This window comes from Streptomyces sp. NRRL F-5122 (assembly GCF_001507435.1).
Lineage (GTDB): Bacteria > Actinomycetota > Actinomycetes > Streptomycetales > Streptomycetaceae > Streptomyces > Streptomyces lannensis.
Genome location: NZ_LMWH01000015.1, coordinates 92,690 through 112,471 on the forward strand (window position 1 = coordinate 92,690; position 19,782 = coordinate 112,471).

General features: G+C 72.0%; 17 protein-coding genes. 3 read left to right on the top strand and 14 right to left on the bottom strand.

The window, feature by feature from the left end:
- Positions 1–243 precede the first annotated feature (243 nt).
- From ADL25_RS04195 to ADL25_RS04210, 4 genes are read right to left on the bottom strand one after another with little or no spacing between them, the layout of a single operon-like run.
- A complete protein-coding gene (locus tag ADL25_RS04195) occupies positions 244–1,386 on the bottom strand; it encodes an XdhC family protein (protein WP_059126234.1) in 1,143 nt (380 codons plus the stop codon).
- Positions 1,379–3,517, bottom strand: coding sequence for a xanthine dehydrogenase family protein molybdopterin-binding subunit (locus ADL25_RS04200; RefSeq protein WP_059126235.1), 2,139 nt, complete (start codon positions 3,515–3,517; stop codon positions 1,379–1,381). The genes ADL25_RS04195 and ADL25_RS04200 overlap by 8 nt, the downstream gene beginning before the upstream one ends.
- Positions 3,514–4,506 (bottom strand): FAD binding domain-containing protein, encoded by a 993-nt coding sequence (locus ADL25_RS04205; protein WP_059126236.1) that lies wholly within the window; start codon positions 4,504–4,506, stop codon positions 3,514–3,516. Before ADL25_RS04205 ends, ADL25_RS04200 begins: the two co-directional genes overlap by 4 nt.
- On the bottom strand, positions 4,503–5,057 hold the full coding sequence (locus tag ADL25_RS04210) for a (2Fe-2S)-binding protein (protein WP_059126237.1): 555 nt from the start codon (positions 5,055–5,057) through the stop codon (positions 4,503–4,505). The genes ADL25_RS04205 and ADL25_RS04210 overlap by 4 nt, the downstream gene beginning before the upstream one ends.
- A 270-nt stretch (positions 5,058–5,327) precedes the next feature.
- Between ADL25_RS04210 and ADL25_RS04215 the strand changes: the two genes are divergently transcribed.
- A complete protein-coding gene (locus ADL25_RS04215) occupies positions 5,328–5,909 on the top strand; it encodes a TetR/AcrR family transcriptional regulator (protein ID WP_059126238.1) in 582 nt (193 codons plus the stop codon).
- 65 nt (positions 5,910–5,974) lie between these two features.
- Here ADL25_RS04215 and ADL25_RS04220 read toward each other — a convergent pair whose 3' ends face one another.
- The 4 genes from ADL25_RS04220 to ADL25_RS04235 all read right to left on the bottom strand — a co-directional run bounded on the left by ADL25_RS04220 (position 5,975) and on the right by ADL25_RS04235 (position 9,018).
- Complete coding sequence (locus ADL25_RS04220) at positions 5,975–6,163, bottom strand: hypothetical protein (RefSeq protein ID WP_059126239.1); 189 nt, start codon at positions 6,161–6,163, stop codon at positions 5,975–5,977.
- 293 nt (positions 6,164–6,456) lie between these two features.
- Entirely contained in the window at positions 6,457–7,203 is a 747-nt protein-coding gene (locus ADL25_RS04225; protein WP_059126329.1) for a polysaccharide deacetylase family protein, read from the bottom strand.
- 45 nt (positions 7,204–7,248) lie between these two features.
- Positions 7,249–8,175 (bottom strand): DMT family transporter, encoded by a 927-nt coding sequence (locus tag ADL25_RS04230; RefSeq protein ID WP_059126240.1) that lies wholly within the window; start codon positions 8,173–8,175, stop codon positions 7,249–7,251.
- 6 nt (positions 8,176–8,181) lie between these two features.
- The gene (locus ADL25_RS04235; RefSeq protein ID WP_059126241.1) at positions 8,182–9,018 is read right to left on the bottom strand and encodes an SDR family NAD(P)-dependent oxidoreductase; all 837 of its coding nucleotides are present in this window, start codon (positions 9,016–9,018) and stop codon (positions 8,182–8,184) included.
- A gap of 225 nt (positions 9,019–9,243) precedes the next feature.
- On the opposite strand from ADL25_RS04235, the gene ADL25_RS04240 reads away from it, so the two are divergent.
- Complete coding sequence (locus tag ADL25_RS04240) at positions 9,244–10,380, top strand: MGDG synthase family glycosyltransferase (RefSeq protein WP_059126242.1); 1,137 nt, start codon at positions 9,244–9,246, stop codon at positions 10,378–10,380.
- Between the two features lie 108 nt (positions 10,381–10,488).
- On the opposite strand, the gene ADL25_RS04245 is transcribed toward ADL25_RS04240, so the two are convergent.
- The 6 genes from ADL25_RS04245 to ADL25_RS04270 all read right to left on the bottom strand — a co-directional run bounded on the left by ADL25_RS04245 (position 10,489) and on the right by ADL25_RS04270 (position 17,269).
- Positions 10,489–10,953 carry an SPW repeat protein gene (locus tag ADL25_RS04245; protein WP_059126243.1) on the bottom strand — a complete coding sequence of 155 codons (465 nt, stop codon included), beginning with the start codon at positions 10,951–10,953 and terminating at the stop codon, positions 10,489–10,491.
- Positions 10,954–11,520: 567 nt separating this feature from the next.
- Positions 11,521–12,195 (bottom strand): dienelactone hydrolase family protein, encoded by a 675-nt coding sequence (locus ADL25_RS04250; protein WP_059126330.1) that lies wholly within the window; start codon positions 12,193–12,195, stop codon positions 11,521–11,523.
- An 83-nt stretch (positions 12,196–12,278) separates the two neighbouring features.
- The gene (locus tag ADL25_RS04255; protein ID WP_059126244.1) at positions 12,279–12,929 is read right to left on the bottom strand and encodes a phosphoribosyltransferase; all 651 of its coding nucleotides are present in this window, start codon (positions 12,927–12,929) and stop codon (positions 12,279–12,281) included.
- A gap of 258 nt (positions 12,930–13,187) precedes the next feature.
- Positions 13,188–14,321, bottom strand: a complete 1,134-nt coding sequence (locus tag ADL25_RS04260) for a PP2C family protein-serine/threonine phosphatase (RefSeq protein ID WP_079050158.1) — start codon at positions 14,319–14,321, stop codon at positions 13,188–13,190.
- Positions 14,322–14,702: 381 nt separating this feature from the next.
- Positions 14,703–16,100: a hypothetical protein gene (locus tag ADL25_RS04265; RefSeq protein WP_063805545.1), complete on the bottom strand. Its 1,398-nt coding sequence runs from the start codon at positions 16,098–16,100 to the stop codon at positions 14,703–14,705.
- A 152-nt stretch (positions 16,101–16,252) separates the two neighbouring features.
- Positions 16,253–17,269: a MauE/DoxX family redox-associated membrane protein gene (locus ADL25_RS04270; protein ID WP_059126245.1), complete on the bottom strand. Its 1,017-nt coding sequence runs from the start codon at positions 17,267–17,269 to the stop codon at positions 16,253–16,255.
- A gap of 416 nt (positions 17,270–17,685) precedes the next feature.
- On the opposite strand from ADL25_RS04270, the gene ADL25_RS04275 reads away from it, so the two are divergent.
- A complete protein-coding gene (locus ADL25_RS04275) occupies positions 17,686–19,752 on the top strand; it encodes a SpoIIE family protein phosphatase (protein WP_059126246.1) in 2,067 nt (688 codons plus the stop codon).
- The last annotated feature ends 30 nt before the right edge of the window (positions 19,753–19,782 follow it).

Here is a 19,782-nt window from a genome sequence, read left to right on the forward strand (position 1 = left end):
GCTGTCGGGCGACGGATCCCCCGTACGGCCGAGGCGCGTATGGAGGCCGGGACACGGTAGGCGACACATCGACGCGCGGGGGACGGCGTTGTACGACCTCTGCGCGCGGGGCCCGCCGGCGTCACTCGATCGTAGGTCGAGGGACGGCAGCTGAACCTCGACCGCAGGGTGAGACCGGCGGGCACATGGGACCGTTTCCGGATTTCGGGCCTTCGCCTCGGCCCCCCTGCGGCCCGTTCCTCTTCAGGCGGCCGCGGACCCGCCGCGCTCCTCCGCGTCGCGGTGAATCGGTGCCGTCGAGTCCGTCAGCGGCACGCCCGTTCCTCCCCGCAGGGCCGCGACGATCTCCGCCGCGATCGACACGGCTGTCTCCTCGGGCGTACGGGCGCCCAGGTCGAGGCCGATGGGCGATCTGAGCCGGGCCAACTCCCGCTCGCCGACACCCGCTTCCCGAAGCCGCCGGTTGCGTTCCTCGTGGGTGCGGCGGGAGCCCATCGCGCCGACGAAGGCGACCGGCAGACCCAGCGCCGCCTTCAGCAACGGGATGTCGAACTTCGCGTCGTGGGTGAGTACGCACAGGACCGTGCGTGCGTCGGTCGCGGTCCGCCGCAGATAGCGATGCGGCCAGTCGACCACAATCTCGTCGGCCTCGGGAAAACGGACGCGTGTGGCGAAGACGGGGCGGGCGTCGCACACCGTCACGTGGTAGCCCAGGAACTTGCCCGCCCGCACCAGCGCCGCGGCGAAGTCGACCGCCCCGAACACGATCATGCGAGGCGCCGGGACATTGGACTCCACGAGCAGCGTGACGCCCCCGGGGCAGTGCGATCCGTCCTGCGAGACCTGGACCAGGCCGGTGCGGCCGGCGTCCAGCATGGCCCGGGCCTCGGCGGCCGCCGTGCGGTCGAGGTCCGCGTGGCCACCGAGACCCCCCTCGTACGCACCGTGGGACAGGACCAGCAGGGCCCTGCCCAGCAGTTCGGCCGGGCCTCGGACGACCCGTGCGAGAGCGGCCGGTTCGTCGCGTGCGGCCGCCGAGAGCGCCGAGCGGAACACCGCCCGGACCGGAGCCCCGGCGCCGACCGGCGTGACCACGACATCGATGACCCCGCCGCAGGTCAGACCCACCGCGAAGGCATCTTCGTCGCTGTAGCCGAATCGCTCCAGGACGGTCTCGCCGTCCCGCAGCGCCTGGACGCACAGCTCGTACACCGCGCCTTCCACGCAACCGCCGGAGACCGAGCCGATCGCCGTTCCCTCGCTGTCGACGGCGAGGGCGGCCCCGGGGCCCCGCGGTGCGCTGCCGCCCACGGACACGACGGTGGCGACGGCGAAGTCCCGGCCCTCCTCGATCCAGTCGTGCAACGCCTCGGCGATGTCAAGCACGCAGTGCTCCCGTTCCGGCCGGCAGGACGCGGTCGGGCCGGATGGGCAGACTGCGGTGCCGGACGCCGGTGGCGTGCCACACCGCGTTCGCGATCGCGGCCGCCGCGCCCACGATGCCGATCTCACCGATGCCCTTGATCCCGACCGGATCGTCCGGGTCCGGGTCGTCGATCCAGTCCGCCTCGATCCGCTGGACGTCGGCGTGCGTGGCGACGTGGTAGCCCGCGAGGTCGGCGCCGACGTGGCCGCCCGACGCCAGGTCCCTGACCGCCTCCTCGTGCAGGGCCATGGAGACGCCCCAGATCATTCCGCCGACGAACTGGCTCCGTGCCGTGAGGGGGTTGACGATGCGGCCCGCCGCGAAGACGCCGAGCATGCGGCGTACGCGCACCTCGCCGGTGGCGACGTCCACGGCGACCTCCGCGAACTGGGCTCCGAAGGAGTGCCGTTCCTTCTGGGCGAGGGCGCCGATGGCGGCGGTGGTGTCCGAGCGCACGGTGATCCCCTCCGGGGGGACCGCGGCGCCCAGGGCCAGCCTTTCCCGCAGTTCGCCGGCCGCGGCCGTGATGGCCCAGGCCCAGGAGCGGGTGCCCATCGAGCCTCCGGCGATCATCGCCGGTCCGAAGTCGCTGTCCCCGATCCGCACCCGGACGCGGTCCGTCGTCACCTCCAGTGCGTCGGCGGCCACGAGGGTGAGCGCCGTCCGTGCCCCGGTGCCGAGGTCCGCCGCGGCGATCCGCACCGTGAAGGTCCCGTCCGCCTCGGCCGTCACGACCGCCGTGGACGGTCCGGCCCCCGCCGGGAACGAGGCGGCCGCGGTGCCGGTGCCCAGCAGCCAGCGCCCCTCGCGGCGCAGACCTGGACGCGGATCCCGGTCCGCCCAGCCGAACCTGCGGGCACCCTCACGGAAGCAGGCGAGGAGATTGCGGCTGCTGAACGGCCGGCCCGACACGGGACCCCGTTCGGGCTCGTTGCGGGCCCGCAGCTCGATCGGGTCGATCCCGCACTTCTCGGCGAGTTCGTCGAGCGCCGCCTCCAGCGCGAAGGACCCCGGTGCCTCGCCCGGCGCGCGCATCCACGTCGGGGTCGGCACATCGAGCCGGACCACCCGGTTGGCCGTGTGGTGGGCGTCGGCGTCATACATCACCCGGGCGACGCCGGCGCTCGGCTCGACGAACTCGTGGACCGTGGAGGTGAGGTTCACCGAACGGTGGTCCAGGGCGCGCAGCCGCCCGTCGGCGTCCGCACCGAGCCTGATCCGCTGTGCCGTGGGGCTCCGGTAGCCCGCGAGTGCGAACATCTGGCGGCGGGTCAGTACGACGCGCACCGGGCGCTGGAGCACGGTCGCGGCCATGACGGCGGCCACCTGGTGGGCGCGGACGCCCTTGCTCCCGAAGCCGCCACCGACATGCTCGGACCGCACCCGCACCGACTCCGGGTCGAGCGAGAAGAGCTTGGCGAGTCCGTCCGCGACCCATGTGCTGCCCTGATTGGAGTCGACGACCTCGAGCCGGCCGCCGTCCCAGCGGGCCGCCGCCGCATGGGGCTCCATAGGGCTGTGGTGTTCCTCAGGGGTGGTGTACTCCTCGTCCACGACGACGGCGGACGCGGCGAGTTCGGCCTCGAGATCACCCTTCTCCGTCACTGCAGGCATATGGCCGTCCAGGGCGTAGACGTCCGGGTGGCCACCGGAGAACGCCACGTCGTGCGGCTCCGACTCGTAGTGCACGACAAGCGCCTCGGCGGCCTCCCTGGCCTGTTCGGAGGTCTCGGCGACGACCAGCGCCACGGGCCAGCCCATGTGCGGCACCCGGTCGTGCTGGAAGACGACGGAGGTCGGCTCCGGGGGGACACCGAGCAGACCGATGTGGTCGCTGTCGACGCGGGGCGCGTTCTCGTGGTGCAGGACCGCGAGAACGCCCGGCATCCCGAGCACGGGCGCGGTCTCCAGGGAGCGGATACGGCCTCGGGCGACCGAGGAGAGCACCAGCCAGCCGTGGGCGAGTTCGGCGAAGGGGATGTCACCCGCGTAGCGGGCCGCTCCGGTGACCTTGTCGCGGCCCTCCACGCGCGTGTGGGCGGTGCCGACGGCCCGTTGCGCCGTCGGGGTCCTGGTCGTGGCGGTGGTCATCGGGCCACCCCTTCGGCGAGTGCGGTCAGCTCGGACACCACGAGGTTGTGCATCAGGGTCACCTTGTATCCGTTGCGGGGCAGCGGCTTCGCCGCCGCCAGTTCGGCGTCCGCCGCCGCGGCGAAGGTCGTGGCGTCGGCGGGGGCCCCGACCAGCACCTCTTCGGCCGCCCGGGCCCGCCACGGCCGGGACGCGACCGCCCCGAAGGCCAGGCGCGCATCCCGTACGACGCCGTCCCGGACGTCGAGCGCGGCGGCGATCGAGCCGATGGCGAAGGCGTACGAGGCGCGTTCGCGTACCTTGCGGTAGCGCGAGCGGGCGGCGACAGGGGCGGCCGGCAGGGTGACGCCGGTGATCAGTGCTCCGGGCGGCAGGGCCGTCTCCAGGTGCGGAGTGTCGCCCACGGGCAGATAGAACTCCGCCAGCGGCAACTCGCCGGGCCCGTCGGCGCTTTCGTAGCTGACGGCGGCGTCGAAGGCCGTCAGTGCCACACCCATGTCCGAGGGGTGGACGGCCACACAGTGGCCGGAGGCGCCCAGGATCGCGTGGTTGTGGTGCTCACCCTCGACGGCGGGACAACCGCTGCCCGGGACACGCTTGTTGCAGGGCTTGTTCACATCGGCGAAGTAGCCGCAGCGGGTGCGCTGGAGGAGGTTGCCGCCGACTGTGGCCATGTTGCGCAGCTGCCCCGAGGCGCCGGCCAGCACCGCCTGCGTCAACGCCGGGTAGCGTCGGCGGACTTCGGGATGGGCGGCCAGGTCGCTGTTGGTGACGGTCGCACCGATGCGCAGCCCGCCGCCCTCCGTCGATTCGATGCGGTCGAGGGGGAGTTCGCGGACGTCGATGAGCAGGGCTGGCCGCTCGACCCCGGTCTTCATCAGATCGACGAGGTTGGTGCCGCCGCCGAGGAACCGTGCGTGGGGCTCGGCGTCGAGCACAGCCACCGCCGTGGCCACGTCGGACACCCTCCGGTAACCGAACTCCCTCATGCCGCCGCCCCCTTGTCCTGCTCTTCGGAAGCCGCCGCCCGGGCGACCGCCTGGACGATCGACACATAGGCGCCGCAGCGGCACAGATTGCCGCTCATCCGTTCCCGGATCTCGTCGTCGGTCAACGGTGGTGGTCCCGCTTCGGGCCGGACGTCGTCCGTGACGGCGCTCGGCCAGCCCGCCGCGTGCTCCTGGATCACCGCGACGGCCGAACAGATCTGTCCCGGTGTGCAGTAGCCGCATTGGAAGCCGTCGAGATCGAGGAACGCCTGCTGCACCGGGTGCAGCCGCTCGCCCTCGGCCACGCCTTCGATGGTGGTGATCTCCCGTCCTTCCGCCGCCACCGCGAGTTGCAGGCAGGACACGGCCCGCCGCCCGTCCAGCAGGACGGTGCAGGCACCGCACTGCCCCTGGTCGCAGCCCTTCTTGGTGCCGGTCAGATCGAGGCGCTCACGCAGGGCGTCGAGCAGCGTGGTGCGGTGGTCGACGGTCAGCGTGAACTTCTCGCCGTTGATGTTCAGGGTGATGGCGCTGGACGTCGATGGGGCCATGATCAGCCTTCTTTCGCGGATCCGGAAGAACGCCCGAGGGGAACGGTTCGGTATGCAAACGAGTCGGAGACAAAGAGATGGCGCTGTACTGAGCGGGTTGACGGCAAGCACACGCGGCATCCGCGCAGGCGACGGCGGCGGGGGCCACCGGGAAACCGCCTCGGCCGCTATGGTGGTCGTAAGCGGACAGCTGTCCGATACGGGAAACGTACCGGACAGCTGTCCGGTTAGCAAGGTGGGGTTCCGGCCACGGCCCCGCGAGGAGGACGAGTGGAGCGGAAGAAGGGCACGTCCCCTCTGCGCTCGGATGCGGAACGCAACCGGCGGCGGATCCTCGAAGTGGCGCTGGCCGAACTGACACGGTCCGCGGACGTCCCGCTGAGTGTGATCGCCAAGAAGGCGGGGGTCGGGCAGGGCACCTTTTACCGCAACTTCCCCAGTCGTGAGGCACTCGTGCTCGAGATCTACCGCTTCGAGATGCAGCAGCTCGTCGACAGCGCCGCCGAGCTGCTGGAGACCCGGGAACCGGACCGGGCCCTGCGGGAGTGGATGGACCGCTTCGCCCGGTTCGCCATGGCCAAGGCCGGTCTGGCGGATGCGATCCGGCAGGCCACCAGCGGCCCCGATCAGCCGGCGAAGCCGGGCTACGCCCCGGTGACGGATGCGGCCGAACTCCTCCTTCGTGCCAACGAGGAGGCTGGCACCATCCGCCCGGGAGCGACCTCGGACGACCTCCTGCTCGCCATCGCCGGTCTCTGGCAGATCGATCCCCGGGGGGACTGGCAGCCGCGTGTCGCCCGGCTGCTGGACTTCGTCATGGACGGCCTGCGGGTGGGGGCACCCGGACGGTGAGCTCCGTCTCCGCGTGGCGGCACGACCACCGCAGGGTCAGGCACTTGCGGGCGGGCCCCTCGCCGCTATCGCCTGTGGGCCCTGTAGTGCTTCATCAACGCGGTGATCCGTGACCGGTCCGCCCGCCCGTTGAGCTCGGTGAGGAGATCGTCGGGGCACAGCTCGTACAGGTCGCCCCACCATCGACGCCCCCTGTTGTCCCAGATCCGGTAACCACCGGGCACGCCCCTGGCGACGTAGCGTCTCCTGCTCACGGTCCCCCTCTCCCGGCACCCGTGTCCTGCCGTGGTCCGACCGGGTGATGGGCGGCGGCCCACCGGGTGAATATGGCGCTTCGGCCGGGCCCAGCGCCATACGGATTCGGCGTCCAGGGGCCCGAGGGTGTCGAGCCGCCGCCGGCATCGGCCGAGAGCGTACCGACGCCGTCCGGCGCAGTGCTGGAACGACAAGGGGGAGGGTCGTTGCTCCGCTCGACGCGGGCGTCCATGAGCGGGCCCGCACCCGGCCTCGATGCCCTCGGCCCCGCGCGGCGGGTCCCGACGCGCCGTCAGGCGCCCATGCCGTGCTCGGCGAGCGGGCCCACCGACAGGCCTGCTCCCCGGCAGGCGGCGACGATTCCGGGGAGCGCTCCGAGCGCGGCGTGCCAGCACCCGGCCGCCGAGGTGCGGTCGGAGTCGTGCAGCAGGAGCGTGCCCCCTCCACGCAGTTCGGACTCGATCGTCGTGCGTACGGACGTGGCCGTCGCGTCGGTGGTCCAGTCCCTGCCCCAGGCGGACCACAGCACCGTCGTCAGTCCGGACCTGCGGGCGGCGGCCCAACGGCCGGAGGTGAGGATCCCGTACGGCGGCCGGTACCACCGGGGGCGGCTGCCCGCGATGTCGGTCACCGCCCGCACCGTGCGGGTCAGTTCCGCGGCGTCACGTACGGGGGAGGGCAGCCAGGGCCGATCGTGGGCCCAACCGTGAACGGCGAGTTCGTGCCCCCGTCCGACGATTTCGCGGGTCAGCGCCGGGTGACGGACGACGCTCTCGCCCAGTACGAAGAACGTGGCCCGCACGCCGAGTCCGTCCAGTGCGTCGAGGAAGTGCGGAGTGGACGCCGGATCGGGGCCGTCGTCGAAGGTGAGGGCGACATGGTCGGCTCGGCCCGTGCCGGCGAGCCGGGGGAGGAGGCGGCGCCGCAGACCTGGCAGCCAGGTGACGGCCGGGCCGATGTGCGCGGCCGTCATCGCGGCGAGCGGCACCAGAGCGATCGCGGCTCTCCCCGGGGTGACGTGGCCTGGCTGAACGGGCATCTGCCGCATCCTCCTCCTGGGCGTCGTGGGCCTCGGACCGTCGCGTCACGACCTCTGCGGGGCCGGCTTCTGGGTACCGGGATCGGTTCCGTTGTGTCCCCCGGGAGCGGTGTCCCACGCGCCGCTGACCGACGGAGCGCTCGCCAGCCCGATGCTTCCGGCCCCGATGAGCGCGATGCCGATCACCTCGGGAAGGACGCGTACCCCGAGGGCGATCTGCTCGTCGAACAGCGCCCACCCCAGTGCCACGCTGGTCAGCGCGTCGCCCAGCGTGAGAGCGGGCTGGGACGCCGTCAGGGTGCCGGCGCGCAGCGCGCTCTGCAGCAGGAGGAAGGCCACCGTCCCGGTGCCGGCGGTGGCATACGGCGGCCACTGGGCCAGAACGGAGCCCGGATCCTGGGCGAGCCGTCCCATGACCTCCTTGAGGAGGGCCGCGGTGGCGGCGAAGGACACGGCGGACGACAGCCCGAGCAGCGCCGCGCGGGGCGCGCCCTTGACGGGCCGGGCCGCGACGACGAGCAGTGCGGCGAGGCCCAGGACCGCCCCTCCCGCCATCAGCCAGCGCTCCGCTGGGGCCGTGGACCGGCCGGCCGAGGGCTGTGCGGCGCCCAGGAAGACGGCCAGACCGATCGCGAGGGCCGCGAACGCCAGCCATGTGCGGCCGTTCGGGCGGCGCCGGAAGACCAGGCTGCCGACGGCCAGTGTGAACAGCAGTTCGGTGGCCAGCAGTGGCTGGACGACGGACAGGCTGCCGACGGCCAGCGCGAACGCCTGCAGGACGGTGGAGAGGGCGAGCAGACCGGCACCCGCCAGCCAGTGCGGTCGGCGCAGCACCCGCGCCAGCCACCGCACCGCCTGGCGCACCCCTGAGCCGCCCTCGGGCTCCTCCGTCGCCGCCCTGCGCTGCAGGACGGAGGCCGACGCGTTGGAGAGAGCCGCCAGCAGGGCGAGCAGCACGGTCAGATAGCTCACCCGGACTCATCCGAACCGTGAGGCCAGCCGTCGGTAGACCGAGGGAGCGACACCGCGGACCCGGGCGGGAAGGCCCAGCCAGCCGGGTACGAAGATCTCGTCCCGGCCCCGGGAGACGGCGCGCCAGACGGCGTCCGCCACGCGCTCGGGCGGTACCGGCTTGGGCCGGGACCGCAGGTAGGGCACACCGCGGCGTTCGAAGAACGGGGTGTCCACCACACCGGGCACCACATGGCTCACCCCCACACCCGTGCCCCGCAGTTCGTACCGCAGGGCGTCGGCGAACGTGCCGAGCGCCGCCTTGGCCGCGGAGTAGACGGCCTCTCTGCGCACCCCGACGGTTCCGGCGAAGGAACCGATGATGACCACGCGCCCGGAGCCCGCCTCGACCATATGGGGGACCAGATGCCGTATCAGATGCATCGTGGCGAGCAGGTCGACGTCGATCAGCTCGTCGATGGCGGAGGTCGGCATGGTGCGGAAGTCGCCCGCCCAGCCGATGCCGGCGCAGGCCACCAGCACATCGACCCGGCCGAGGCGGTCGAGGGCGAATTCGGCCAGTTTCCGATGTGCGCCCGGCTGGGTGTGATCGGTGGGAAAAGCAGTGGCGGACGCCTCTGCGGCCACACGGGTGAGCCGGGCCGGGTCGCGCCCGTTCAGCACCAGACGCCAGCCGCCCTCGGCGGCCAGCCGATGGACGACGGCGGCACCGATGCCGGAGGAGGCGCCGGTCACGAGCGCGGTGCCCTGCTGAAGCGCCGGAACGCCTCGGGGCTTGCAGGCGGGCGTATTTCCCGCGGGCAGTGCGGGGCCGGATCGGACACGGGACGGAGCATGTGACATGGCGGCTGACCTCAGCTGCGACGACGAACACCGAAGTGACGGGCGGAAGGTGGCTGCTCCCGGGTTCGAGGGAAGAAGCGGACGTACTGCGGTGATCACGCCTGGAATGCTCCGGAACGCTGGAGCGGGTGGATGGTTTGCGACAGCGTGGCAGGGGACATTGGCTACCAATGTGTGCATTTTCCCCTGCGTCGCGACGACAGGCGACGCGAGCGGCCGCCGGTCATGACTGAAGCCGTGCACCCCGGCGCGCGAGCGGGACACCAGTCGCGGCGCGTCCTGATCGTCAGCGCGAGCATGGGAGCGGGGCACGACACGGTCGCTCGGGAACTGGCCCGCCGTGCGCGGGACCGTGGTCACGAGGCGCACATCGTGGATGTCCTCGGCCTGCTGCCGTACGGCCTGGGCTCCGGTCTACGGGTGGGCTACCGGTCGTCCGTACGGCACTTCCCCTGGGCGTACGGGGCCGTGTACCGGGTGCTGCTGCGCCGCGGGGCCGGGTGCCGCCCCAGCGGCGTCCCGTTGGCCCGCCTCGCCGGAGCCCGGCTGGCGGAACTCGCGGCACGCACCCGGGCGGACGTGGTGGTGCCCGTCTTCCATCTCGGCGCCCAGTTGACCGGCCACCTCCGGTCCCGGGGACGGCTTCGGGTACCGAGCGTGGTCTTCCTGATCGACTTCGCCGTGCACCGGCAGTGGCTCCATCCCGGCAACGACCGGTACCTCTGCCTCACGGACCAGGCCGCCGCCGAGGTGCGCCAGGACATCCACAAGCCCGCCGAGGCCATCGGACCGATGGTGGCGCCGGAATTCTTCATGCCGGGGCGCACGACGGCGCTCTGGACCCAGCGCTTCGACCGGTACGCGCCCGGACGCCCGCCGGTACTGCTCTCAGCAGGCGCCTGGGGGACCGGCACGCGCCTTTCCGCGACCGCCCGGCTGCTGGCCGGAAACGGCTTTCTCCCGGTCGTCCTGTGTGGCCGGAACGAACGGCTCCGGGCCGGCCTGGCGGCGGTTCCGGGCGTTCTGGCGCTGGGCTGGGTCGCCGACATGACCGGACTGATGCACGCGTCCGACGCACTGGTCGACAACGCGGCCGGCCAGACAGCCGTACAGGCCCTCGCCGCGGGACTTCCCGTAGTGGGCTACCGGCCGTTGCCCGGCCATGGCGCGGAAGGGGTGCACCGGATGGCCGCGCTCGGTGTCTCGGACCTCGCCGCCGACGAGACCGGTCTGCTCGCCTCGCTCGGCCGGCTCGTGCCCGGAGGCCCCGTGCGGGAGCGCCACGTGGCACAAGCCCGTTCGCTCTTCCGGGGCGACGTTCTGGCGCGGCTGGAGGAGTTCCTGGGTGTGGCCGTGGGGTGAGCTTCCGGCGCCGGTGTGGCGCCGTTCGTCACCTGCCCGGTGACCGGCGAATGCGTGCCGTACCCGTGGACCCACGTGGGTCACCCGGGTGCGGCACGCTGTTCGCCGCTACGTGGTGTTGGGTGTGTGATGACGGCGACGGTTCATACCGACGGTCAGACCCATTGCGGCGAGACCCAGCAGGGCCGTGACCGCACCCACTACGCAGTTGTTCCAGATGATGCCGGTCCCCGCGCCGTGTGCCGCAGTGACCACCCAGGGGGAGATCAGAAGCCACACGCCGAGAGGTACGACCACCCACGCCAGCCGGAACATCCGTTCGGGTGCCAGCGTGAGCCCCAGCCCGATCATGGCGATCGCTATGCCGATGATCAGGTTGTTGATGGTGAGATTGCGCTCCGAATTCGAGAAGTGCACGACCCAGGGTGAGATCGCGGCATAGGCACCGGCCATGAGGATGAGTCCTTCGATGGCGATCGCCGAGCCGCTCGAGGCTGTGCGTTCGAGCCGTTCCCGCATCTCCGCGAGTTCGGGATGCGTGCCCATTCCACTGGGCTGCCGCGCGTACGACATCGCAGTCGGCTCCTCTCCATGAGGAGAATATTTCCCTTAGGCAACGAATTCCCCTATTTGGGTGATTTATTCATCGAGTCGGCCGTTGTTGCCTGAGGTCGCCGGTCTGCCGCGCCGGAGCTATTCTTCGGCGGTTCCGGTGCAGGGCGCGGGGTTTGCGCACCGGACGTGACGCTGCCGGTGGGTCCGGAGACGGAGGCACGGACGTCCGAGCCGGAGCGGGGTGACGCCGACGTCGACCCCGGTCCCGCCGTGAGGGGGGATCAGCTCGCCTACGACGCGGAGCGGTTGGCCGGAGCGGGCGAGCGGGTCGGGTTCCGGTGCGCGGGCGGCGGGCGCCGGAGCGCGAAAGGCCCCTCCGAGGAGGGGCCTTGGTGTGATGAACCGCACCGTGCCGCCGCTGGTCCCGGGCTTGCCGAGCGGGTCGGAAGGCCGTGACCGGCTGCGCCGGCAGGGTGTCGGCCGTCTGGGGCGCGGAGGTGATCCGGCGCGATCGGTGGGGGAATCGGCCTTCCGGAACGACGGGCCGAGCCCCCGGTGCCCGACCCGCCTCCGGAACCCGCCGTCTCAGCCCGGTCGGCCTCCGTGGCCGCGCGCCTTCTCCAGGTGCTCCAGGAACCACTGGCCGGCGACCTCGGCGACTTCTTCCAGGGCGCCGGGTTCCGGGAAGAGGTGGGTGGCGCCCGGTACGACATGGATCTCGTGCGGGGCCGACAGCCTCTCGGCGGCCTCCCGGTTGAGGCCGAGGACCGCCTCGTCGGCGCCGCCGACGACCAGAAGGACCGGTGCGGTCACGCGTTCAAGGGCGTCACCCGCCAGGTCGGGCCGCCCACCCCGCGACACGACCGCGTAGACGCGCTCGGGCTGCTCGGCCGCGGCCATGAGCGCCGCGGCGGCTCCGGTGCTGGCTCCGAACAGGCCGGCCGGAAGATTCCTGGTGTTGGGCTCCTGTGCCAGCCATTCGAGAGCGGCGACCAGGCGCCGGCTGAGCATGGGAATGTCGAAACGGTGCCGTGCGGTGGCGGCGTCCTCGCGTTCCTCCCGCTCGCTCAGCAGGTCCAGCAGCAGTGTGCCGAGACCTGCCTTGTGCAGTTCGGCCGCGGCCGCGCGGTTGCGCACGCTCAACCGGGAACTGCCGCTGCCGTGTGCGAACAGGATCACCGCGGGCACGTTGCCGGGTACGACGAGATCACCCGTGAGCACCGCTTCCTCGGTCGGGACCATCACCAACTCGGAGATCATCATGTTCTTACCTCCCCGCGGCTGACTTATATCCCACTATGTCGCATACCCCCCGCGGACCGGCGCACGCGCGTGGCGTCGCGTCAGGCCGGATGAGGCTGCCGCAGGGCCTCCTGTATCTCTTGATCGGTTATTTGTTCGAATTCGGCGTAATGCTCGCCCATCGGCATGCGGTGGGCCGGCTGGTCGAGACAGACCAGGGCGTCGACGTCGCCACGCAGGGCGCGGGCGGTGTCGCGGCTGCAGACGGGCACGGCAAGGACGAGGTACGCCGGTCCCTGACGGCGCAGATGGCGCAGAGCGGCGCGGGCGGTGATCCCGACGGAGCTTCCGTCGTCCACGAGCACGACGGTGCGCCCGGCGACATGGGGAGCGGGGCGCCCCGCCCGGTAGAAGCCTTCGCTCCGGTACAGCGCGGCCCGTTCCCCGGCGATCTCCGAGCCGAGCTTGTGCTCGTCCAGATGCATGGCCGCCAGTCCCACCGAGTCGAACAACGGGGGCTCGTCGTCGGCGATCGCCCCGATACCGACTTCCGGTGCACCGGGTACGCCGATGGTGCGGACGACCAGTACGTCCAGGGAAACCCTCAGGGCCCGGGCCACCTCCGCTGCGATCGGGACGCCGCCGCGTGGGAGGGCGAGCACGACGGCCTGGGCGAGGTCGTCTCCGCCCATCCGTTCAAGAAGCCGTTCGGCCAGCTCCCGGCCGGCCTGTCGGCGGTTGTGGAAACGCACGACGCTGCCCCCTTCCTCGGAGCCCGGTGCGGGCCGGAGGGCCGAGGTGCGCGGAGGAAGGGATGCGTCATCGCATCGCGGTGACGCGGCGGCGCGCGCCTCGAGGCTCCATCCGAACCGGAATGCGTGAAAGTCGTGCCGGAAGTACGTGCTGCGCCCGGGTACCCAGGGCGGCCCGTTGGACGCCCGATCCACCGGGTCGGTTCCCGGGCGGGGGGTGCCAGGCGGGCACCACAAACGGTCCCGGCACCGGCCGGATCACCGGCGTTCGCTTCGCCGCCGCATGCGCTCGTCCTGATCCTCGTCCTCGTCCTGGTCCGGAAGCGGGTCGGGGAGGCGGTAGGCGGCCAGGGCGGCGGTGTCGTCCTGGAGCTCTGCGCCGCTGAAGGCCAGAAGGTCCTGGTGGAGGTGGTGGAGGAGATCGCGGGGCGGAAGGTTCCCCCAGGCGCGGATGCGCTCGATCAGGGGGTAGAAGTTCCCGTCGCAGTCGCGTGTCTCGGTCACTCCGTCGGTGTACAGCAACAGCTGTTCCCCGGGGCGGAAGGGCTGCACCTCCGCGTGGTAGTGGTCGCCGATCAGCACTCCGAGATTGATGGGCGGTGACGGATCGGTGGGTTCCAGCTCGGTGACCCCGTCCGGGCCGATGAGCAGGGGTGGCGGGTGACCGCAGTTGACGATGCGGACGATCTTCTCGTCCTCGGCGATCTCGGCGAACACGGCGGTGACGAAGCGCTCGGCCATCTCGGTGCCCGACAGCTCCGTGGCCCTGCGGCTCATGCTGGTCTCGACCCGGTGCGCCACCCCGGCCAGATCGGGCTCGTCGTGGGCGGCCTCGCGGAAGGCGCCGAGCATGGTCGCGGCCGTTTCCACCGCGATCAGGCCCTTGCCGCGGACATCCCCGATGAGCAGGCGGACTCCGTGCGCGGTGGGTACCGCCTCATAGAGGTCGCCGCCGATGCGGGCCTCGGCCGCGGCGGACAGATAGAGGGTCTCCACGCAGACCCGGCCGAGGCGGTGGGGCACCGGGCGCAGCAGCACGCGCTGCGCGGTCTCCGCCACGGACCGCACGGTGGCGAGCGTGCGCTCGCGGTGCGTCCGGTGGGCGGCCAGGATCGTGCCGAGGAGCCCGACGAGCGCGGTGGAGATGTAGGTGGCGACATAGTGGCGGTCCCACAGATAGCCGACCGAGCGCCCGGCGCAGCACGGAGTCCCGGCCAGTACGCCCTCGAGCAGCACTGCGAAGACCGTGACGACGGCGACGGTGACGGGGCCGTAGGCGAAGGCGGCGACCACGGGGAGGGCGATGAGGAGGAAGCTCACCGGCCACTGCACGGGAGTGATCGGTTCGAGTGCCAGGACGGCGACGACATAGATGGCCGGCAGCCAGCGCATCCATAACGGCGGCGCGGGCACCGACAGGTCTGTGTCGCTCCACTGCTCCGTGCCGCGGCCTCCGGCAGCCCTCCGGGCGCGCCGCCTCACGACCGGCTCCGCCGAGGGTGCGCCGACGCCGTCCGAGGTCTCGGCGGAGCCGGTGGGCCCACGGCAGGGTGGCCCGGCGCCGGACCGAGGTCCTGACGGATCCGTTCACTCGGCCTGTGCACAAGAACTCCTGGCAGGGCTTGATCAGGACAACCGGACGTCCACGGGTCGACAGTCACCTGATCATTGCTCCGACAAGGGCATTTCAGGATCTTTTCGGTGATACTACGGCATAAGGATCACTCTGAGGGGTGCTCGGCTGTATGTCCTGACACACGCGCGTGGACATCCTCACGGGGAGCCCGATGAACGTGCTGGCTGAACAGACGCCGGCCACGGTCCAGCAACACCCGCACCTCGGGGTCTCCGCGGCGGCTCCACCGACAGGCGCCGGCGCCGCACGCACTGCGCGGCCCAGGTGCGCAGCTTCGTGTCCCCGTCGGCCAGCAGCTCGGCCGCCGCACGCAGCGCCGCTTCCCCGCCGCGCGCATCGAGCAGCCGGAACGCCGCCAGCCGCACGTGCCGCGGTCTGCCCCGGCCGATGCGTTCCAGCAGCCACTCCAAGGGCACTTCTCTCGACGACGGCTGAAGAGCCAGGGTCGTCTCGCGTACGACACGGGGCGCCGGGTCGTCCAGCAGCGGGCGCATTCGTTCGGCGTCCACGAGGTCCAGGATCCGCAGGCCGGCCACCGCGCGCGATCGCACCCCGGCCGCAGGGTGGGCCAGCAGCGGCCACAGCAGACCCGAGTCCGGACGACCTCCGCTTTCGGCCAGCCCGATGACCGCACCGGGCGGTAGTCCGGGGTCGTCCGGTGCCGCGCACCGGTCGCGGTACCAGAGCGTCGGATCGCCGCCGTGCTGTCGTATCACGTACCGGGCGCAGGCACGTACGAGTGCGGAGCGGTCCGCGAGGAAGGGGACCGCGAGTTCAGGACGCCCGGCGCGCCGCAGCGCGGTGACCCCGGCCGAACGGGCGCGCGGGCTGCGAGCGTTGAGCAGGAGCCCGAGCACGTCGTCGTACGTCTCAGCGTCCTTGAGGGCGGTGAGCGCCGCGTCGGAGCACAGATCCTGGACGACGGTGTCCTTGTCACGGGCGGCGGTACGAGCCAACTCGGCCGGGCACAGCCGCTGTAGTTCGATGGCCAGCCGGTGGGCGAACCGGCGTACGGAACGGTCGGGCGAGGTGAGAAGAGCGGCGAGCCCGGTGTCCGGTGCCCGGCGCAGGACCTCTTCGAGCAGCCCGACCCCGAACGCACCTCTGCCGCGGCCGCCGATGCGCAGGATCAGGGGTGCGAGGTCGGGGGCGGTGTCCGTGTCCAGTGCCTCGTGCAGCAGATCCCGGGCGCGCTCGCGGACCGGTTCGACCCAGTCGGCGCAGCGGATCACGATCAGCGGCAGCAGGCCGGGGTACGACCATGCCTGACCCACCGCTCTCTCACGGACCCGCCCGTTGTGGTGGCAGAGGGCAAAGGCCGGCTCGGCGAGGCCGAGTCGTGTCAGGTCGGGGAGCAGGGGTGCGGCAGCCCTCTCCTGGGCCTGGGTGACCGAGCTGTGCCACAACTCCTCACGCACCCGGACGTCCAGCGCAAGCCAGTCGTCGGCGTCGGTCCCGCGCAGCGCGCTCCGCAGGGGCGGTGTCCGGGTGGGCCGGAGCGCGGCCGCTGCCTGGTCCTCGATGTCCTCGCGCACGTCCGCCCCCGCCGTTCCGTCCGGTCGTATCGGGCGATCGTAGAGGGCGGACCGCACTCGGGTCGCGGGAAATACGGCTGGTCACGGAGCCGGGACGGACGCCCAGGGTCCTGTGCCCCGCGACGCGGACTCGCTGATCCGAACGGCAGTGGCTAACCGTGCCGGACCGGCGGCCGTCCGAGCGGGGCGATGTCGGAGTCCGCCCTGTAGACCGTTGTGAACGCGGGGACCAGCGCCGCCGACGCGAACAGCAACACCCGCCCGGCGGCCGTCGGCCTGCCCTGCAGCCGGAGCGCCCTGGCGACGAGGTTGCGGATCTCCGCCGCGCCGACCGCCGGCGCGGCGGCGACGATCCCCTCGGCGTCGATCAGGACCGCGGCCGGGGTGGCCGTGACCCCGTAGACGGTGTGCACCCGGCGGTCGGGGTCCACCAGCAACCGTCGTGGTCCGTCGCCGCCGGCCGTGGCGAGGGGCACGGGTTCCGGGCCGCCGCTCACGACGGCGATCGTCACATCGTCCTCGTGCATCCGCTGCCATCGGGCCACCTGGGGAAGCAGCGCGGCGTGAGGGCCTGAGGGGAGATCGCTGAAGACGAGGAGGAGCGGGCGGCCCGGCGCCAGCAGGTCGTCCAGGCTCCGGGTCCGCCCCGACTCGTCCCGCAGCGAGAACGCGGGCGCGAACAGGCCCGCACGCACCTCACCGGCCTCCTTGGCCCACAGCCCGGCCCACAGTGCCGACATCACGATCGCCAGCCCCGCGAAGAGCCAGTGCGGATGTCCGTCGGCGGCGACGAACGCCGCGAGAACGGCGATGAGCGCGTTTCGGGCGACGGTCGACCAGCCGACGGGAATGGCCTTGAGCCCTCCGAAACAGTCGCAGACGGGGGACCGTCCGAGCATCAGGTTCAGCGCGATCACACCACTGAACAGGGTCAGCAGAAGCAGCGCCCCCAGCCCGCCGACGCGCGCCCATGGGGGCACGACGAGCGCCAGGGCGACGGCGAACTCGCACGTCACGAGGGACCGACCGAGCGGGGCCGCCGTCCGGGGCGGCACACCGAAGCCGACCAGGGCGCGGCGCAGCCCCTCCAGGTCGGTCGACTTGACGGCCGCCGCGACGCCGAAGACCATGGCCGGCACGATCGCCACCGGCAGGATCATCTCGCCCATCCCACAACACCTCGCATTAGGCTTCATGGCGCGGGGACGGAGGGAGCGGGCGACTGCCCGACGCGCAGCGCCCGCGACTGACTCCTACCGGGTTCCGGCCGGGGGCAGCCCTGGGGGACCGCAACAACACCCGGACGCGCGCGGGTATCCGCAAAATGGTTGCCCCGGGCCATTGCCGGCGGGCGACGCGCTCCCATCGGGTCTCCGGAGCGAGCGGGACGCCCCTGACGTTTCTCCCGAGCCCGCCGCCGGATCCGCTGGGTCACCGGACACGACTGTGAGTCCCGCGGGACACGTCCTGGGCTGGGCAGGGTACTCGGCCGGAGGCAGCACGGAAGTACCCGCAGCCAGGCCCGGCATGGAGCTGTGCGGAAAAGGGCAGCAGGTCGCGCCGCGGCACGTGGAGGAGACCTGGGATGACAGACGAATCCTTCCAGGGCGACGCAGACCGGACGGGCCCGGGCACGCCCCGCCAGAGCGGGCTGCTCGACATGCTCAGTGTCGGCGCGGTGGTGCTGGACTCCAGTGGGCGCATCGTCTTCTGGAGTCCGCAGGCCGAGGAACTCTTCGGCTACACCGCGGAAGAGGCGCTCGGCACCTACGCGGCGCGCCTGCTGATCCAGCCCGAGCATCTGCAGTCGGTCCTCAGTCTCTTCATCGAGGTGCTGGAGACCGGCCGCAGCTGGGCCGGCGCCTACCCCATCCGGCACAAGGACGGCCATACGCGCCTGATGGAGTTCCGCAACATGCGGTTGCTCGACGGCGATGGAGAGGTCTACGCCCTGGGGATCGCGGCCGACCACACCACGGTTCAGCGCGTCGAGACCGACCTGGCCCTGTGCGAGCGGCTGATCAACCAGTCACCGATCGGCCTGGCGCTCATGGACCCCGACCTGTGCTTCCTCCTGGTCAACCCCGCCCTGGAGCGCATCGACGGCATCCCCGCCCAGGAACACATCGGCCGTCATCTGAGGGAGATGCTGACCCTCCCCGACATGGACACGATCGAGTCGGCCCTGCGCCAGGTGCTGGCCACCGGCAGCCCCGTGCTCGACCAGTACGCCGTGGGCCGCACGTCCGCCGACCCCGACCAGGACCATGCGTGGTCCCTGTCCTTCTATCGCCTGGAGGATCCCGGCGGGCGGGTCCTCGGTGCCGCCGCCTCGGTCGTGGACGTCACCGAACGGCACCGTGCGGCCGCCGAGGCCGACCGGGCACGCCGCCGGCTGGCGCTCATCGCCGAAGCCTCCGTACGGGTCGGAACCACCCTCGAGGTGGAGCACACAGCCCGGGAACTGGCCGACATCGCGACGCCGGAACTCGCCGACGTGGTGGCCGTGGACGTTCTCGACTCCGTGCTCGCCTGCCGCCGGACCAGCGCACCCGACAACGGTCCTGAGCTGTTCCGGGCCCTGGCGCTCAAGGCGGCCCAGCCCACCGTGGCGCTGCGGGCCGCCGACCCTCCGGGCGACCTCGCCACCTACGAGGGCGATCGCCTGGTCACGCTGTGCGTCCACACCGGCAGACCGGTGCTGGTGCGCCACGTGGCCCCCGACGACCTCAAGCGCATCGGCCGCGACCCGGAGGCCACCTCACTGCTGGCCCGCGCCGGTGTCCACTCCTATCTCGCCGTACCCCTGATCGCCCACGGCGAGGTGCTCGGAGCCCTGGACCTCAAACGCACCGACAACCCGGCCCCGTTCGACCAGGACGACGTCGTCCTGGCGGGCGAGCTCGCCGGCCGCGCCGCCGTGGCCATCGACAACGCCCGCTGGTACCAGAGCGTGCGCAACACCGCGCTCACGCTCCAGCGCAGCCTGCTGCCCGACCACCCGCCGCACCGGACGGGGCTGCAGCTCGCCACCCGGTACCAGCCGGCCCAGGCCACCAGCGAAGTCGGCGGAGACTGGTACGACGTCATCAGCCTGAACGGGGACAAGACCGCGCTGGTCGTCGGCGACGTCATGGGCAACGGCATCGACGCCGCGGCCACCATGGGGCGCCTGCGCACCGCCACCTGCGCCTACGCGGATCTCGACCTCGTACCTGACGCGGTGCTCCAGCACCTCGACAAGATCACGTGCGGTCTCGAGCACTACATCGTCACGTGCATCTACGCCGTGTACGACCCGCACGAGAGGCGGTGCCGTATCGCCAACGCGGGACACATGCCGCCCGCGCTGGCCCGCCCCGGCCGCGCTCCCGTGCTGCTCGACCTGCCCACCGGAGCCCCACTCGGCGTCGGGGGCGTCGCCTTCGAGACCACGACCGTCGACCTGAACCCCGGCGATCTGCTCGTCCTGTACACGGACGGGCTCGTCGAGACCCGCCACCACCCCATCGACGACCGTCTCGACCTCCTCCTGGGGCTTCTCGGGGAAACCGGCCGTCCTCTCGAGGAGACCTGCGACCTCCTGCTGTACGGTTTGCGGCATCCCGACGACCACGACGACGTGGCCCTCCTCGTGGCACGTGCGCAGTGAGCCGGGGCGAGAGAGCGCGAGAGGCGGGGG

Coding starts and splice junctions, on each gene's coding strand:
- ADL25_RS04200 (WP_059126235.1), bottom strand. CDS start 3,517: ATGACCACCGCCACGACCAGGACCCCGACGGCGCAACGGGCCGTCGGC.
- ADL25_RS04205 (WP_059126236.1), bottom strand. CDS start 4,506: ATGAGGGAGTTCGGTTACCGGAGGGTGTCCGACGTGGCCACGGCGGTG.
- ADL25_RS04210 (WP_059126237.1), bottom strand. CDS start 5,057: ATGGCCCCATCGACGTCCAGCGCCATCACCCTGAACATCAACGGCGAG.
- ADL25_RS04225 (WP_059126329.1), bottom strand. CDS start 7,203: ATGCCCGTTCAGCCAGGCCACGTCACCCCGGGGAGAGCCGCGATCGCT.
- ADL25_RS04235 (WP_059126241.1), bottom strand. CDS start 9,018: ATGTCACATGCTCCGTCCCGTGTCCGATCCGGCCCCGCACTGCCCGCG.
- ADL25_RS04240 (WP_059126242.1), top strand. CDS start 9,244: ATGACTGAAGCCGTGCACCCCGGCGCGCGAGCGGGACACCAGTCGCGG.
- ADL25_RS04245 (WP_059126243.1), bottom strand. CDS start 10,953: ATGTCGTACGCGCGGCAGCCCAGTGGAATGGGCACGCATCCCGAACTC.
- ADL25_RS04250 (WP_059126330.1), bottom strand. CDS start 12,195: ATGATCTCCGAGTTGGTGATGGTCCCGACCGAGGAAGCGGTGCTCACG.
- ADL25_RS04260 (WP_079050158.1), bottom strand. CDS start 14,321: ATGCGCTGGCTGCCGGCCATCTATGTCGTCGCCGTCCTGGCACTCGAA.
- ADL25_RS04270 (WP_059126245.1), bottom strand. CDS start 17,269: ATGGGCGAGATGATCCTGCCGGTGGCGATCGTGCCGGCCATGGTCTTC.
- ADL25_RS04275 (WP_059126246.1), top strand. CDS start 17,686: ATGACAGACGAATCCTTCCAGGGCGACGCAGACCGGACGGGCCCGGGC.